Genomic DNA, 16,476 nt, shown 5'->3' with positions numbered 1-16,476 from the left:
GAGCCCGCGCGGTCCGCGCCAGGGCTGGCTATGGTCGTCAGGTGAACCGACTCGTCGACGCCACCAGCCCGTACCTGCTCCAGCACGCCGACAACCCGGTCGACTGGTGGCCCTGGTCGGACGAGGCGTTCGCCGAGGCGAAGCGGCGGGACGTTCCGGTGCTCATCTCGGTGGGCTACGCGGCCTGCCACTGGTGCCACGTCATGGCGCACGAGTCGTTCGAGAACGCGCAGGTCGGCGCCCTGATGAACGACAACTTCGTGTCGATCAAGGTGGATCGTGAGGAGCGCCCGGACGTGGACGCGGTCTACATGACCGCGACCCAGGCGATGACCGGTCAGGGCGGTTGGCCGATGACCGTCTTCGCCACCCCGGACGGCACCCCGTTCTTCTGCGGCACCTACTTCCCGCGACCCAACTTCGTCCAGTTGCTCCGGTCGGTCGCCACCGCCTGGCGGGAGCAGCGCGAGGCGGTCCTGGGCCAGGGCGCCGCAGTGGTCGAGGCGATCGGCGGCGCGCAGGCCGTGGGCGGCCCCACCGCGCCGCTGGACGCCCCGCTGCTCGACGCGGCGGCCACAAAGCTGGCCAGCGAGTACGACGCCACGAACGGCGGGTTCGGTGGCGCGCCGAAGTTTCCGCCGCACATGAACCTGCTCTTCCTGCTGCGCCACCACCAGCGCACCGGCGACACGGGCAGCCTGGAGATCACCCGGCACACCGCCGAGGCGATGGCCCGGGGCGGCATCTACGACCAGCTCGCGGGCGGCTTCGCCCGGTATTCGGTGGACGCGCACTGGACGGTGCCGCACTTCGAGAAGATGCTCTACGACAACGCGCTGCTGCTGCGGGTCTACACCCAGCTGTGGCGACTCACCGGGGACCCGCTGGCCCGCCGGGTGGCCCGGGACACCGCCCGATTCCTCGCCGACGAGCTGCACCGGCCGGGGCAGGGGTTCGCGTCCGCGCTGGACGCCGACACCGAGGGCGTCGAGGGGCTCACCTACGCCTGGACGCCCGCCCAACTCGTCGAGGCGTTGGGCGAGGAGGACGGCCGGTTCGCCGCCGACCTGTTCACCGTCACCGAGCAGGGCACCTTTGAACATGGCATGAGCGTTCTCAAGCTCGCCCGGGACGTGGACGACGCCGCGCCCGAGGTCCGTGCCCGGTGGCAGCAGGTGGTCGGGCGGCTGCTCGCGGCCCGGGACACCCGCCCGCAGCCGGCCCTCGACGACAAGGTGGTGGCCGCCTGGAACGGCCTGGCGATCACCGCCATCGCCGAGTTCCAGCAGGTCGCCGCCGTGTACGCGTCCCCGCAGGACGAGGATGCCAACCTGATGGACGGCGTCACCATCGTCGCCGACGGGGCGATGCGCCAGGCCGCCGAGCACCTGGCCACCGTGCACCTGGTGGACGGCCGGCTGCGCCGGGTCTCCCGGGATGGCAAGGTCGGCGAGCCGGCAGGTGTCCTGGAGGACTACGGCTGTGTGGCCGAGGCGTTCTGCGCGCTGCACCAGCTCACCGGCGAGGGCCGTTGGCTCACAGTGGCCGGCGACCTGCTGGACACCGCCCTGGCGCACTTCGCCGCGCCCGGTGGCGCCTTCTACGACACCGCCGACGACGCGGAGCGGCTCGTCGCCCGGCCGGCCGACCCGACCGACAACGCCACCCCGTCCGGCCGGTCGGCGTTGATCGCCGGGCTGGTGGCGTACTCGGCGTTGACCGGGGAGACGCGCTACCGGGAGGCCGCCGAAGCGGCCCTCGGCACTGTCGCGCCGATCGTCGGTAAGCACCCCCGGTTCACCGGGTACGCGGCCATGGTCGGCGAGGCGTTGCTGTCCGGGCCGTACGAGATCGCCGTGGTCACCGACGACCCGGCCGGCGACCCGCTGGTGACCGCCGCCCGCCGGCACGCGCCGCCCGGAGCGGTGGTCGTTGCCGGGCGTCCGGACCAGCCGGGTGTGCCGCTGCTCGCCGACCGTCCGCTGGTCGAGGGGCGGTCCGCCGCGTACGTCTGCCGGGGTTTCGTCTGCCAGCGGCCGGTCACCTCGGTCGAGGACCTGGTCGCCGAACTGGGCTGAGCGCACCACCACGCCCGGTAGTCGTCCGCGCCGCCCGCCGGGCGGTCCCGCCAGCGCTTCCCAGGCGGGTCGCCAGCCCTCCGGCTGGGCACGTCGGCGGCCCGGATAGGCTGGCCGCGCTATGGATTCCCGTACCGGTCTGCCAGTTGTCGGCATGGTGGGTGGCGGCCAGTTGGCCCGGATGACCCACCAGGCCGCGATCGCCCTCGGCCAGTCACTGCGTGTGCTCGCGACCGCCCCCGACGACGGTGCGGCGCTGGTCGCCGCCGACGTCCAGTACGGCGACCACACCGACCTGTCCGCCCTGCGCACCTTCGCCAAGGGCTGCGACGTCGTCACGTTCGACCACGAGCACGTGCCCTCCGAGCACATCCGCACGCTGGCGGCGGAAGGGGTGCCCCTCTACCCGCCGGCGGACGCGCTGCTGCACGCCCAGGACAAGCAGGTCATGCGGGAACGCCTGACCGAGCTGGGTGCGCCCAATCCGGCCTGGCGGCCGGTCGGCGAGCCCGCCGACCTCGTCGGCTTCGGCGAGCAGGTCGGCTGGCCGGTGGTGCTGAAGGCGGCCCGGGGTGGCTACGACGGCCGGGGCGTCTGGATGGTCGACGACGCCGCCCAGGCCAGCGAGCTGGCGACCACGCTGCTCGCTGGCGGCACCCGGCTGATCGTCGAAGAGCGGGTGCCGCTGCGGCGGGAGTTGGCAGTGCAGGTGGCCCGTTCGCCGTTCGGGCAGGTGGCCGCGTACCCGGTGGTCGAGACCGTGCAGCGCGACGGCATCAACGTGGAGGTGCTGGCCCCGGCGCCCGGCCTGGACGAGGAGTTGGCGGTCTCCGCGCAGCAGCTCGCCATCGACCTGGCCACCGCCCTCGGTGTGATCGGCCTGCTGGCCGTGGAGCTGTTCGAGGTGCGCGACGACGCCGGCCGGCCCGCGATCGTGGTCAACGAGCTGGCGATGCGTCCGCACAACTCCGGGCACTGGACCATCGAGGGTGCCCGGACCTCACAGTTCGAGCAGCACCTGCGGGCGGTGCTCGACTACCCGATGGGTGACACGGCGCTGACCGCCCCGGTGGTGGTGTCGGCGAACGTGCTCGGCGGTGAGCCGGGCGGGATGTCGATCGACGAGCGGTTGCACCACCTCTTCGCCGCCGAGCCGGGCGCCAAGGTGCACCTGTACGGCAAGCAGGTGCGACCTGGCCGCAAGATCGGGCACGTCACGGTGCTCGGTGACGACCTGGACGACCTGCGGGCCCGGGCCGCACGGGCCGCGCGTTGGCTGCGCGAGGGCCACGAGTGAGCCACGGTTTCGGGAACGACGAAAGGGCGGCAGTGAGCACTGTTGGCTTGATCATGGGTAGCGACTCGGACTGGCCGACCATGCGGGCCGCAGCCGAGGTGTTGGACGACTTCGGCGTGGCGTACGAGGTGCGCGTGATCTCGGCGCACCGGACTCCGGTCGCGATGATCGAGTACGGGCGCGACGCGGCCGACCGGGGCCTCAAGGTGATCATCGCGGGGGCCGGGGGCGCCGCCGCGCTGCCCGGCATGGTCGCCTCGGTGACGCCGCTGCCGGTGATCGGTGTGCCGGTGCCGCTGAAGCACCTCGACGGCATGGACTCGCTGCTGTCCATCGTGCAGATGCCGGCCGGTGTCCCGGTCGCCACCGTGTCGATCGGCAACGCCCGCAACGCCGGGCTGCTCGCCGTGCGGATCCTCGGGGCGAGCGACGAGGGCCTGCGCGCCAAGATGGCGACGTACCAGCAGGACCTGGAGAAGCTGGTGGCAGACAAGGAAGCCGCCCTCCAAGCCACCCTGCAGTAGCCCCCGCGAGGCCCCACCCCACCTCACCCGCGATCTTGCACTTTCGGTCGCTGCTTCGCGGCTTTTGCCCCTTATGTCGCAACAGAAAGTGCAAGATCGCGCGCGGCAACGCGGGCCGGCCCGCGAACCCGGCCCACTCACCGCGCCCACTCACCCCACGCCGCAGGGACCCTCCGGTCTATCTCATGCCGCGCAGGGCGGTCTGTAGGCGTTCCTGGGCGCGGCGGCGGCGTTCGTTGCTCGCGCCGAGCACCAGCAGCAGGATGCCCACCGGGATCAGCGCCAGCCAGGGGCCCAGGCTGAACAGAGCGTGGATCGCCGCGATCGCGGTGACCGACGCGCCGACGATCACCGGCGCCTGCTGCCGACTGGACGAGCCGAAGATCAGCACCGCGACCGCGCCGAGCAACAGCAGCATCTGCCGCATCGTGCTGGACTCGGTGGCCAGCACGATGGCCAGCGTCGGTACGAAGGCCGCGACCAACGCCGGCCCGTACGCCACCCAACTGCTCATGTCGGGTCGGTGGCGTAGCTCCAGGACGCCGACGAGGAGGGCCAACGCGGCGAACGGCAGCGTGTACGCCTCGGGCAGCGCCACGTCGGCGACTCGCATCAGGATCCACCACGCGGTGATCTCACAGACCACCACCGCCCAGAACAGGATCCGGCGTTCCACCGGCCGGCGGCCGGGTCGGGTCGCCGCCACCCCGAGGACAGCGCCCCAGGCGGCCAGCAGGGCGGCGATGTGGCGGGGCGAGTCGAAGGCGAGGGCCAACGCGATGAGCGCGGCAGCGTACCCGCTCCACTCCACGGTGGAGGCCTCCCGCTGCGCCTCGGGGCGGCGCAGCCGGGGCAGGGTCGCGGCGAGCACCTGGAGGACCGCGCCGACGGCCAGCACCCCGAACGCGGACCAGACCGCCGCCAGCCCGGCGACCAGACCGGCGGTGAGCACGAAGAGCTGCGCCATCAGTGAGGCGAAGAGCCAGCCGAGGATTCGCGCTCGCTGGGTGGTGCCGAACAGCGCCGCCACCGCGCCCACCCCGACGGCGCTGCCGAGGGTGAACACTGTCATCTGCCGGTCGGCGAGGCTGCCGGCGAGCCCGGCGCTGCCACCGGCCAGACCGATGGCGAACACCAGCACCCGGGCCAGCCGCAGCGAGCGGGCCCGCTCGGCCAGCGGCGGCGGTGGGGTCAGTGCGAGACCGAGCATCGCGATGGTGAAGACGGAGAGCGCGCCCACGGTGCTGGCGGGCCAGCCCTGGCCCAGCGCGATGGGTGCGATCAGCAGCGTGACGGCTGCCCCGGGCAGCACCACCGGGACGGCCCGGGACCGCCGCCCGCCGCTGAAGCCGGTGGCGGCCAGCGCAGCGGTAGCGGTGAGCAGCAGCGCCGTCAGCACGTGGGTCGGGTTGACCACGTCCGCCGGCGGGGTGAGCAGCTCCGGCGGCGGGCCCTGCCAGATCCGGGTCAGGGTGCGGTGCGGCTCGACCAGGGCGGTGACCAGCGCGGGTGCGATCGAGGCGAGCGCCAGGGCGGTCGGAAGTGCCGCCGCGGCCAGCGCACCCGCGGCGGGATTGACCCGCCACCGCCGCCGCTCCGGGTCGTCCGGCAGCCGCCGTAGGGCGCCGTCGAGTCGTACCGCCCAACGCCGGACCGGCTGGGCCGCGCCGGTGGGCGGCACGGTGGCCGCGCGGATCAGCTCGGCCAGTACGCCGAGCAGGGCGGCGGCGGCCGCGTAGACGCCCGCGGCGAGGCCGGTGGGGATGGCGGCGAGGGCGCTGATGGTGGCCCCGCCGACCACCGCCACGCTGACCCAGGGCAGATATTGCGGCACTTGCCGGCGGACCGCGGCCACGGCGGCCAGGCCGAGGCTGGTCGCCGCCAGCGGGGCGGTCAGCACCACCTGCGCCGAGTGTTCGAACTCGGCGGCCAGTGCCGCCACCGCACCGGGGAGGGCCAGCAGGGCGGCACCGATCGCCGCGCCACCGATCTGCGCCAGGTGCGGCGGCATTCCCTCGGTGTCGATGTCGGTGACCTGTGGGCCGGCGAGGACGCGGGCCAGCGTGGCCACCACCACGCCGATCAGGGCGATGCTGCCCAGCGCCAGGGCCGTCGTCCACGGGCGGACCAGTCCGGCTCCGGCGGCGTGCAGCGCGACGACCCCGGCCACTGTGGCCCGGGACAGCCCGGCGCGCGCCTCCTCGGTGGCGACCGCGGCCATGCCGAACACGGTGGCCACCATTCCGCCGACCAGGACCGGCGACCACCAGGCCAGATCGAACGCGGCCGGGGCGCCGATCGTGGCGAGCACCACCGCCACCCCGGACACGTCCCAGCGCCAGGGTGGCGGGAGCAGGATGCCGGCGGCGAGGGCCAGCAACGCCAGCGCGACCGGCGCCTGCCAGGTGGCACCGCCGACGGGGGCGGCCGGCCAGTCGCTCAGGTCGCCCCGCCAGATCGGGCCGGGGGTGGCCAGCACGCCGACCCCACCGCGCACCGCCGTCCAACCGGCGAGGACACCGATCAGGGCACCGCCGACGGTGAGGCCCAGGATCGGCCCGCGTCGCCACTCCTCCGGCATGCTGCGGGCGGCCACGGCGACAACCAGGAGCAGGGCGGCGGCCACCGCCAGCTGCCCGCCCGGGGCGAGTACCGCCCCGATCCGTACCAGCGTGGCGATCAGGGCAGTGGTGACCGCCGCGGCGGCCAGGTCCGAGCCGTCGAGTGTGAGGTCGGCGCGCCGGCCGGCGTCGATGGAGGGGGCCAGGAAGAGCAGCACCGCCGCGACCAGCAGCAGCGCACCGACCCAGGCGTCGGCGACCGTCGCGCCGGGCGCCCCGAACGCGGCGGCGGTGACCATCAGCGCGCCCAGCCCGGTGCCGACCGACAGAGGCGCGGGGATGTGGCGCTGGGAGACCTGCACGACGGCGGCGTAGCCGAGGGTCACGCAGACCGCCAGGAAGCTGGCCGCCAGGACCGGGACGGTCACCTCGCGGAGGCTCGCCGGGGTGGGGGTCGGGTCGCTCGGCATGGTGGCGGCCACGAACGCGGCCACCGCTCCGGGCAGCGCGAACGCGGCGCCACCGGCGGCCCAGGCGGTGACCGTGTCGGAGGCGGCCGAGGCGATCCGGATCCGGGGCGCCAGCGCGACAAGCGTGCCGGCCACGAACAATGTGATCAGGACGGCGGCCGTGAGGGTGGGGCTGGACAGGCTGGCGCCCGCGCCGAACAGGCCGACCACTGCCGCCCCGATGGCGTGCGCCACAGCGGCCCGGTCGGTGCGGGCGGACAGCCCGATGACTCCGATGCCGATCGCGGTGATCACCATCGGCCAGGGTGCCGCCGCCCAGCCGAGACCGAACGACGCCGGGACGGCGAGCGCGGTCAGCGCCGCGCCGGCGACAGCGAACTCCCGGCGGATCTCGGTGGGGAGTGCCAGCACCGCCGCGATGGTGAGCAGGAACGCGGCACCCGCGAGCTGCCAGGTGGTCGGCCCGACCGCGGCGGCCAACTCGCCCTGGTACCGGCTGAGGTCGGGATCCCAGGCGGGTAGTGCCGCCCGGACCGGTGCCACCCCGGCGCGCAGCGCGCCGCCGGCGACCACCAGACCGCTGACGGTCAGCGCCACAGCGGAGGCGATCTGTGGGCCGCGTCGGGCCGCCTCCGGGACTGCGCGCACCGCCAGCCCGGTGACCGTGATGACCGCCGCGATCAGCAGCAGCGCCCGGCCGGGGAGTGCCACCGAGGCGATTCGGCTGAGCGCGCCGATCACGGCCAGGGTGACGATGCCGGCCGCCACGTCGGGCAGCGGCGGGCGACGCAGCACCAGCGCGCCGGCCAGCCCGATCACTGCGGCCAGCAGCAGCACCACCCCGGCGCCGGACGCGGTCGGCACGGTCTCGGCCCGCAGCAGGGCGGTGACCGCGTACGCCAGTGAGACGGCGACGGCCAGGGCGTGCAGCAACCAGGTCAGCTCACGCAGGCCCGGCACCGGGCGGGTCGGCTGCGGCTCTGTGGAGCCCGCGCTGGCGTCGATCAGCTCGGCGGCCTCCTCCGGGTCGCCCTCCGGCCTGCTCTCGTCGTCACGCTGACGCGGCGCGGACGGCGTGCCCGGCGTTGGCAGGTCCTGCCGGACGGGGCGTTCGACCGTCACGCCGGAGCGGGCCAGGCCGAGGTCGACGAGGGCGACCAGGGCCAGCACCAGCGCCCAGCCGCCCGGGCCGGTGATCTGGTCGTACGCCAGCAGAGGCAGCACCGGCTGCGCGGCGAGCACTGTGGCGAAGCGGGGCGCGCGCAGACCCGTCCAACCGGCGTACCCGAAGGCGACGGCGGCGGTGACGGCGAAGATCACCCCGGCGAAGACGGTGCCGGAGCCGCTGCCGGTGCCGATCCGGTCCACCGCCCAGAGGGCGTTGCCGGCGAGCGGCACTAGCAGCAGGCCGACAGCGGCGATGGTCTCGGCGGTCGAGGTGAGCCCGCGCCGGGCAAGTGCCGGTGGGGCGAGCAGCATCAGCACCGTGGCCAGGAGCAGGATGCCGAGCCGGGCCAGCGCGTCCATCGAGCTGGTGGCCACCGCGGCGAAGACCACAGCGGCCACTCCGAGCAGCAGCGCGCCCAGCCCGAGGGGGATGTTCTGCACCTCGCGCGAGGACGCCTCCGGCGGGTGCTCCGGGTCGTCCGCGTCCAGCCAGGCGGCCCGGGGCGGGGGCGGCGGCGGATCCTCCGGGGCGGGTGGGGTGCCCTGGCGGGGCACCCGGGGCGGCGCTCCCATGGTGGCGGTCGGTGGCCGCCGGCCGGGGCGGCGGCGGAGCACCCGGCGGGGTCGGGTGGCCTGCTTGATCCGCTCCTCGCCGGCGTGGGCGAGGATGTCCCGCTGGAAGAGCGCGGCCTGCATCTTGGCGGCGATCTGCCGCTGCTCACGCGCGATGGCGGCGTCGCGCGCCTTCATCTCCGCTATCGAACGCTCGATGTCGGCCAGGTGCTCGACCCACTGTGGTTGATCTGCCCCACAGTGCGGGCATCGAACGGCCGGCTTGATCTCCCGGCCGCACGAGGAGCATTGAAAGGTCGCCACGACACCCCTCCACCCGCACTGTGGACTCCCACTGTCGCAGCATGCCCAAAGCTGGCGCGGATTTCGACTCTTGTCGGCGGGTCCGGGGCAAACAACGACACCGGCCGGCCATCGAGATGTTCGATGACCGGCCGGTGGGCGTCGGTTTCGTCAGGGGCGACCCATGCCCCGGTACTCCCAGCCGGCCTGGGTCCACAGTGCCGGGTCGAGGCAGTTGCGGCCGTCGACGACCTTGCGGCCCTTGACCAACTCGCCGAGGGCGACCGGGTCGGCGTTGCGGAAGTCGGCCCACTCGGTGAGAACGCAGACCAGGTCGGCGTCGCTGACCGCCTCGTTGATGCTGGCCTCGTAGGTCAACTCGGGAACCGCGCGGCGGGCGTTCTCGGTGCCCTGCGGGTCGTACACGTGCACGTCGGCGCCGGCCTTCTGCAACAGGGCGGCGACGGCGAGCGCCGGGGCGTCGCGGACGTCGTCGGTGTTGGGCTTGAAGGTGGCACCGAGCACGGCGATCCGGGTGCCGGAGAAGTCCGGACCGGCCGGGCCGGAGCGGCGGCCGAGCAGGTCCGCGGCGAGCTGGAGCACCCGGGTACGCCGACGCAGGTTGATCAGGTCGACCTCGTGCAGGAAGCGCAGCGCCTCACCGGCGCCCAGCTCCTGCGCGCGGGCCTGGAAGGCCCGGATGTCCTTCGGCAGGCAGGCGCCTCCGAAGCCGAGGCCGGCCTGGAGGAACCGGTTGCCGATCCGCGGGTCGTAGCCGATCGCGCGGGCCAGCTGGGTGACGTCGCCACCGGAGGCCTCGCAGACCTCGGCCATCGCGTTGATGAACGAGATCTTGGTGGCCAGGAAGGCGTTCGCGGCGACCTTGACCAGCTCGGCGGTGGAGAAGTCGGTGACCACCAGGGGCACCTCGCGGTCCTCCGTGGCGGCCAGGTCGAACACGCCCTTGTGCGCGGCGTAGAGCATGCCGTTGGCCCACTCGCTCTTGACGCCGACCACGATCCGGTTGGGTCGCAGGACGTCGTCGACGGCGAAGCCCTCCTGGAGGAACTCGGGGCTCCAGGCCACCTCGACGTCCAGGTCGTGGGGGGTGTGCTTGCCGACGAGCTGCTCCACCCACTCGGCGGTGCCGACCGGCACGGTGGACTTGCCGACGATCAACGCCTTGCGGGTCAGGTGCTGCGCGAGGCTGGTCACCGACGCCTCGACGTACGACAGGTCGGCGCCCATGCCGTCGGCCCGCTGGGGGGTGCCGACGCAGATGAAGTGCACGTCACCGAACTCGGCGGTCTCGGCGATGTCGGTGCTGAACCGGAGACGGCCGGCGGCGAGGTTGCGCCGGAGCAGCTCGTCCAGGCCGGGCTCGTGGATCGGCACCTGACCGGCGTTCAGCATGGCGATCTTGTCCGCGTCGACGTCGAATCCGAGTACCTCGTACCCCAGTTCGGCGTAGCAGATGGCGTACGTCGCACCGAGGTAACCAGTCCCCAGGAACGTCACCCGCGGCCGGGGTGCGCCTGAGGGCGGTGTCACCGCGGCGATGGCGGGGGTCGGCTGGATGGTGGGGTAGGGGATCGTCACGCCTGTCTTCTCCGCTCGCACTGGCGTCGCGTCGTCGCGTCGCATTCTGCTGCGGCGCCTGGGCGGGGCACCGGAGGGTGGCTCACTGTCTCGGTCTCCATCATCGCCCAGCGCGTTAGGTGCACCATCTTGCCCATACCTACGCGCCGGTAACATCACCTGAACTGCAGTCGCTAGTCTTCAGTCTGCGCGGTCGGCGGTCAGGAGTCGTCACAGACTGCGCATGATAGTGGTGAAGGGGAGGGCCGAGATGGCCGCAGGGGAGTTCGACGTCTACCGGTTGCCCGACGAGCACCAGGCGATCCGGGAAGCGGTGCGTGAGGTCTGCGCCGCGAAGGTGGCTCCGCACGCCGCGGAGGCCGACGAGACCGGGGAGTTCCCCAAGGCGTCCTACGACGCGCTGCGGGCGGCCGACTTCCACGCCCCGCACATCCCCGAGGAGTACGGCGGCGCGGGCGCTGATGCGCTGGCCACCGCCATCGTCATCGAAGAGGTGGCCCGCGCCTGCGCGTCCTCCTCGCTGATCCCGGCGGTGAACAAACTCGGCACGATGCCACTGCTTTTGTCCGGTTCCGCCGACCTCAAGAGTCGTTACCTGACGCCGGTCGCGGCCGGTGACGCGATGTTCTCGTACTGCCTCTCCGAGCCGGAGGCGGGCAGCGACGCGGCGTCGATGACCACCAGGGCGGTACGTGACGGGGATCACTGGGTGCTCAACGGTGTGAAGCGCTGGATCACGAACGCCGGCGTGTCGGAGTTCTACACCGTCTTCGCCGTCACCGACCCGTCCGCCCGGTCCCGGGGCATCTCGGCCTTCGTGGTCGAGAAGTCCGATGCCGGGGTGAGCTTCGGGGCGCCGGAGAAGAAGCTCGGCATCAAGGGCTCGCCCACCCGCGAGGTCTACCTCGACAACGTGCGGATCCCGGTCGACCGGATGATCGGCGCGGAGGGCACCGGCTTCGCGACCGCGATGAAGACCCTGGACCACACCCGGGTCACCATCGCCGCGCAGGCCGTCGGGATCGCGCAGGGCGCGCTCGACTACGCCAAGGGGTACGTGGCCGAGCGCCGGCAGTTCGGCAAGGCGGTCGCCGAGTTCCAGGGGATCCAGTTCATGCTCGCGGACATGGGCATGAAGCTGGAGGCGGCCCGGCAGCTCACGTACGCGGCTGCCGGCAAGTCCGAGCGCGGCGACGCGGACCTGACCTACTTCGGCGCGGCGGCAAAGTGCTTCGCCTCCGACGCCGCCATGGAGATCACCACCGACGCGGTGCAGTTGCTCGGTGGCTACGGCTACACGCGGGACTACCCGGTGGAGCGGATGATGCGGGACGCCAAGATCACCCAGATCTACGAGGGCACCAACCAGGTGCAGCGGATCGTGATGGCGCGGCAACTGCTGGCCGGCGTCGTCTAGGGCCTGTTTCATAAGGGCGGCCGGCCAGTTCTTATGAAACAGGCCCTAGGACGGGTTCCGGTGCTCCGGGATCCCGGAGCACGGAACGTCAGTCACCGGTCGGGGGCGGTCTCGCTCACCGGCCGCACGGGGCAACCCCGCAGGGCGTACGCGAGCAGACCGGTCGCCGCCAGGATGGCGGCGCAGGTGGTGGCGGCGGCGGTGCCGGCGGGTTGGACCAGCCAGCCGGCGACCTGCATCCTCAGGTCCCGGCTGGACCCCATCATCGGCAGTACCGCGATGAGGGTCCAGGTCAGCGGGGCGATCCAGGACAGGGCGGCGCCCAGCACCGTGGCGCCGAGCGCGGTGAGCCCGAGTAGCCCCGCGGTGTTGCGCAGCACCAGGGCGAACGGTTCGTAGCGCGTGTCGGTGATCATGCTGAGGGACAGCAGCGCGGTGATCGCGGCGGCGGCGAGCAGCAGGTGCCCGGCACGGCGTACCGGCCAGTTGACCGCCATGGTGTGGTCGAGGGCGCCGTCGGCGCCGCTGAGGGTGGTGCCGACCGCGACCACCGCCAGCATGATGGCGAGGCTGGCCGTCCGGGCGTTGATGGTCGCCGAGTCGGTGAACGCCAGTGACAGCGCCCACGCCAGCGCGATCGAGGTGGTCACTGTGGCCAGGGCGAGCGGGACCCGGCGCGAGCGCAGGTGGAGCTGAAGCTCCCTCACGGCTGACCCTTCGGCAGGATCGCCACCAACTCGTCGTCCCGGCAGGCCAGTACGCCCTCGCGGGCGGCTGCCATCCGGCGTCGCTGCTCGGCCTCCGGCAGACTCACCAGCGCCTGGTACGCGCTCTCCTGCAGCGCCATCTCCTCAGGTGCCCATCCGGGCTGCGGGGCCGGTGGTCGACCGGTCAGCCAGGCGGCGGCGACCATCCGGGCCCGGTACACGTCGCCCCGTACCGACTGTTCGCCGCACTCCTGCTGCCAGGCGGCCTCCAGCAGGGACGGCAGGAAGTAGTCGTCGGACAGGTCGGCGTGGCCGAGGCGGTCGATCGTCGGGGTGTCGAAGACGACAGTGTCGGCGGAGTGCCGGGGCGGGACCATGTCCCGGTCCAGTCGCGCCCAGTAGGTGACCTGTTGGGTCTCCACCGCCCGGACCGGTGCGTTGGGCAACTTCGCCGCCATCATGCCGAGCGCCTGGCGGGCAGGGCCGACGACGTCGGGCAGCAGCGCGGCGTGCGCCCGCGTCACGCAGACCTGCGGGCCGTCGTTGTCGCAGACCAGTTCGATGGCGACCGGGTCGACGACCGCCGCCCCGCGGGCTCCGCCGATGGGCAGGAGCGGGAGGGTGACCGCGAGACCGAGCACCGCCGGGAGCACGGCGAACGCGATGGCGCGGCGACGGACCGCGCCGAGCAGCAGCAGGCCGGTCGCGGCCAGGGACCCCAACCACAGCGCCTGGAGCAGGCTGACCTTCGTCGCGATCGTCTGGAAGTCGTCCAGACCGGTGATCGCCGGGACGAGCAGCACCGTCGCCGGCTCCGGCCGGAATTGTGCGATCTCCGCGCCCGTGTCGGGTGCCATCGCCAGCTCCGGCACCAACCCCACCAGGACGAACCCGACCACGGCGAGGACCGGTGCGGTGATCACCCGGGGTACGGCCCGGCCGGCCGCCATGCCCAGCCAACCCGCTGCGACCAGCGCCGGAAGGCCGACCGCGACGACGATGATCGTCGCGCTCGGGAAGTAGTTCGAGGTCGGCACCACCCATCCGGCCGCGATGAGGAAGACCAGGAGGTACGCGGTCACCACCGAGACCGCGAGAGCGCCGGCGGTCGGGGCGACGCGCTGCCACCGTGGTCGGACGGTGCTGGCGAACAACTCGTTGACGCGGTGGCGCGCGTCGCGCCGCCCCATCCACGCCCCACCGGCCAGCGCGAGCGGCAACAGCACCATCAGCAGCGACCGGGCCATCACCGCCAGTTGCATCCACCGCCCCGCGAAGAACTGGGTGGACGACAGCAGCAGCGCCGCGCCGGTCACCAGTATCAACAGGGCGGTGCCCAGCGCCGCCGAGCGGCGCAGCTCGATGCGGAGGATGCGGCCCGTCATGCCGACACCCGCTCCCGGTAGGCGCGCAGCACCGACGAGTAGCCACGTTCGGCGGCGCTGTCACCGGCGTCGCCCGCGGCACCCTGCTCGGTGAGCTGCCCGGTGGTGCCCTGCCACACCAGCCGGCCCTCACTGACCAGCACCACGTCGGAGCAGGCCACCGCGACGTCCTCGACCAGGTGGGTGGAGACGAGTACGCAACTGTCCAGGCCGATCTCCCGCAGCAGCTCGCGGAAGTCGAGGCGCTGCTCCGGGTCCAGGCCGACCGTCGGCTCGTCGAGCAGCAGCACCGCCGGATCGTTGACGATCGCCTGGGCGATGCCGGCGCGGCGCAGCATCCCGCCGGACAGCGTCTTCATCCGGGAGTCGGCGCGGTCCGCCAGCCCCAACCGTTCGACGGCCCGTTGCACAGCGCCGGGGATGGCCGCCTTCGGCATCTCCTTGAGCCAGGCGATGTACTCGACGAACTCCCGGACCGTGAAGCGCGGGTAGAAGCCGAAGTGCTGCGGCAGGTAGCCCAGGCCCCGACGTACCTGGCGCAGGTCGGCGTTGCCGGTGACCTCGCCGCCGAGCAGGGTCAGCCGTCCACCGGCCGGCTTCACCACAGTGGCCAGGGCGCGCATCAACGTCGTCTTTCCGGCGCCGTTGGGGCCGAGCAGCCCGTGCACACCGGTGCCCAACCTCAGGTCGAGCTCGTTGACCGCGAGGTGTCGGCCGGCCCGGACCTGCAACTTCTCGGCGTGCACCGCCCACGGATAGGTGGACGGAGCGGTCTCCGCCACGCTGACCGTACGCATCATGATCTCTCCATTCGGCAGTGGCTCGACGCCGTCATCGGTGCAGAAGGTTCTGGTGCGGTTCGTACGGCCGGCGCCGGGCCTGAACCAGCGCGACGGCTGTCAACGCCACGGTGGCCAGCGCCCACCAGGGCAGGCTGCCGCCGGTCAGGATCGCCGGCAGTCGCCCGTCGGCGAGGCTCGGTACGACCACACCGGCGGACCAGGCGACGGTCAACGCGAGTGCGGCCCGGTCGACCCCCACCACAGTGCCCAGCGCCAATGCGCCGGCGGTGAATCCCAGGACGGGCAGCAACCAGAGGCCGGGGGAGTGGCCGGTGACCCAGCCCGCCACCGCCAGCACCGGTATGACAGCCGACAGCACCCCCAACGTGCGGCGCATCAGCAGCGCCAGGCCGGCGCGGGGCATGGTGGTTGTCAACTCCCAGGCCGGATCGAGGCGGCGGCTCCAGACCGCGGCCACCGGCAGCAGCGGCGCCACCGGCGCTACCAGCAGCACCAGCGACGGCAGGCTGTCGAACGTCCACTCGAACAGGGCGGCGGCCAGCATCAGCCCGGTGGCGGTGACCAGCCAGGGCAGGACCCGGGCGGCGACCCCGGTGCGTCGCAGCCGGTGACGGCGTACCGGGCCCGGGCCGGTGGCGATGCCGGTGGCGATGTCGTCCGCCACCCGGTCCAGCAGGTCCCGCGTGCCCGGGTCGACGGCGTCGGCCAGCACCGCTCGGCAGGCGGCGCAGGTTTCCAGGTGCGCCTCGACCGCCCAGACGGTCGTGTCGTCGACGTCGGTGCCGCCAGAGGCGTACTGGGAGATGAGGGTGGGCGTCGGGTGAGTGGTCATGACAGCGCCTCCCGGAGGGCGATTCGGGCCCGGCGGGCCCGCGTCTTCACGGTCCCCTCCGGCATGCCGAGCAGCAGTGCGGTCTCCCGCGCGGTCAACCCGTCCAGGACCATCGAGCGCAGCACCTGGCGGAGTTCCGCCGGCAGTTCGTGCAGGGCCCGCTCCAGGTTGGCGTCCATCCCGCCGGCCAGCGCCTCGTCCTCGGCGGCCGGGGCCACGGTCTCGAAGGTCCGCACCGAAGGGATCCGCTCCCGTCGGGCCCGGTGGCGGAACGCGTCGATCAGCCGGTGCGCGGCGATCGTCCACAACCAACCCACAGCGCTGCCGGAGGCGGAGGACTGTGCCTGGCTGCCGGCCGATCGCCAGACCGCCAGGTACGTCTCCTGCAGCACCTCGGCCACCACGTCCTCGTCGGCGCAGCGCCGACGCAGTCGCGCGGTCAGCCACGGGGCGGTACGCCGGTACAGCGCGTCGAACGCGCTCCGGTCGCCCCGCGCGACGCGGCGAAGAAGCTCACCCTCGTCGAGCCCGTCCAGACTTCGTTTCACACCAGGCAAGACGACGCGTACCCCGACCCCGGTTCTCGTTCTTCTGTGATTCGGGTCACACACGGTGCGGCCGGGTGGGTCGGGGTGACTCCCCCCACACCGGGAACGTCGCCCGCCGCAGAGGTGTTGCCGAGCGAGAGGATCACCCTCGGATGATCGCCCCACCCGGCCACCCCCGCCACGACCCCTGCCTCGTCACGTCCAACGATGCCCACCGTCGGGCACCCACGCCG

The 16,476-nt window shown here is 73.1% G+C and carries 11 protein-coding genes; 4 read left to right on the top strand and 7 right to left on the bottom strand.

The window, feature by feature from the left end:
• Window positions 1-41 precede the first annotated feature (41 nt).
• The 3 genes from OH804_RS23430 (at window position 42) to purE (ending at window position 3,899) form a co-directional block, all read left to right on the top strand.
• Window positions 42-2,078 carry a thioredoxin domain-containing protein gene (locus OH804_RS23430; RefSeq protein WP_406059535.1) on the top strand — a complete coding sequence of 679 codons (2,037 nt, stop codon included), beginning with the start codon at window positions 42-44 and terminating at the stop codon, window positions 2,076-2,078.
• A 121-nt stretch (window positions 2,079-2,199) separates the two neighbouring features.
• A complete protein-coding gene (locus OH804_RS23425; RefSeq protein WP_196921147.1) occupies window positions 2,200-3,375 on the top strand; it encodes a 5-(carboxyamino)imidazole ribonucleotide synthase in 1,176 nt (391 codons plus the stop codon).
• Window positions 3,376-3,407: 32 nt separating this feature from the next.
• The gene (gene purE / locus OH804_RS23420) at window positions 3,408-3,899 is read left to right on the top strand and encodes a 5-(carboxyamino)imidazole ribonucleotide mutase (protein ID WP_406059532.1); all 492 of its coding nucleotides are present in this window, start codon (window positions 3,408-3,410) and stop codon (window positions 3,897-3,899) included.
• Window positions 3,900-4,077: 178 nt separating this feature from the next.
• Here the strand turns inward: purE and OH804_RS23415 are convergent, their stop codons facing one another.
• Both OH804_RS23415 and OH804_RS23410 read right to left on the bottom strand, forming a co-directional pair.
• A complete protein-coding gene (locus tag OH804_RS23415) occupies window positions 4,078-8,973 on the bottom strand; it encodes an SCO7613 C-terminal domain-containing membrane protein (RefSeq protein ID WP_406059530.1) in 4,896 nt (1,631 codons plus the stop codon).
• A 150-nt stretch (window positions 8,974-9,123) separates the two neighbouring features.
• Window positions 9,124-10,551: a UDP-glucose/GDP-mannose dehydrogenase family protein gene (locus OH804_RS23410; protein WP_196921153.1), complete on the bottom strand. Its 1,428-nt coding sequence runs from the start codon at window positions 10,549-10,551 to the stop codon at window positions 9,124-9,126.
• Window positions 10,552-10,801: 250 nt separating this feature from the next.
• Here OH804_RS23410 and OH804_RS23405 point away from each other — a divergent pair, with 250 nt between their 5' ends.
• Entirely contained in the window at window positions 10,802-11,968 is a 1,167-nt protein-coding gene (locus OH804_RS23405) for an acyl-CoA dehydrogenase family protein (protein WP_406059528.1), read from the top strand.
• Window positions 11,969-12,060: 92 nt separating this feature from the next.
• Here the strand turns inward: OH804_RS23405 and OH804_RS23400 are convergent, their stop codons facing one another.
• From OH804_RS23400 to OH804_RS23380, 5 genes are read right to left on the bottom strand one after another with little or no spacing between them, the layout of a single operon-like run.
• A complete protein-coding gene (locus OH804_RS23400) occupies window positions 12,061-12,675 on the bottom strand; it encodes a hypothetical protein (RefSeq protein WP_406059526.1) in 615 nt (204 codons plus the stop codon).
• Window positions 12,672-14,060 carry a hypothetical protein gene (locus OH804_RS23395; protein WP_406059524.1) on the bottom strand — a complete coding sequence of 463 codons (1,389 nt, stop codon included), beginning with the start codon at window positions 14,058-14,060 and terminating at the stop codon, window positions 12,672-12,674. Before OH804_RS23395 ends, OH804_RS23400 begins: the two co-directional genes overlap by 4 nt.
• Entirely contained in the window at window positions 14,057-14,857 is an 801-nt protein-coding gene (locus OH804_RS23390) for an ABC transporter ATP-binding protein (RefSeq protein WP_406066643.1), read from the bottom strand. Before OH804_RS23390 ends, OH804_RS23395 begins: the two co-directional genes overlap by 4 nt.
• Before the next feature lie 34 nt (window positions 14,858-14,891).
• A complete protein-coding gene (locus OH804_RS23385) occupies window positions 14,892-15,695 on the bottom strand; it encodes a hypothetical protein (RefSeq protein ID WP_406059522.1) in 804 nt (267 codons plus the stop codon).
• A complete protein-coding gene (locus OH804_RS23380; protein WP_196921164.1) occupies window positions 15,692-16,243 on the bottom strand; it encodes an RNA polymerase sigma factor in 552 nt (183 codons plus the stop codon). Before OH804_RS23380 ends, OH804_RS23385 begins: the two co-directional genes overlap by 4 nt.
• Window positions 16,244-16,476 lie beyond the last annotated feature (233 nt).

Origin of the sequence: Micromonospora sp. NBC_00860 (genome assembly GCF_045207375.1) — a bacterium.
Taxonomy (GTDB): domain Bacteria; phylum Actinomycetota; class Actinomycetes; order Mycobacteriales; family Micromonosporaceae; genus Micromonospora; species Micromonospora vinacea.
The sequence above is the reverse complement of the archived record's forward strand: the minus strand, read 5'-3'. Positions and strand labels throughout refer to the sequence as shown.

Coding starts and splice junctions, on each gene's coding strand:
- OH804_RS23425 (WP_196921147.1), top strand. CDS start 2,200: ATGGATTCCCGTACCGGTCTGCCAGTTGTCGGCATGGTGGGTGGCGGC.
- OH804_RS23405 (WP_406059528.1), top strand. CDS start 10,802: ATGGCCGCAGGGGAGTTCGACGTCTACCGGTTGCCCGACGAGCACCAG.
- OH804_RS23395 (WP_406059524.1), bottom strand. CDS start 14,060: ATGACGGGCCGCATCCTCCGCATCGAGCTGCGCCGCTCGGCGGCGCTG.
- OH804_RS23390 (WP_406066643.1), bottom strand. CDS start 14,857: ATGCGTACGGTCAGCGTGGCGGAGACCGCTCCGTCCACCTATCCGTGG.
- OH804_RS23385 (WP_406059522.1), bottom strand. CDS start 15,695: ATGACCACTCACCCGACGCCCACCCTCATCTCCCAGTACGCCTCTGGC.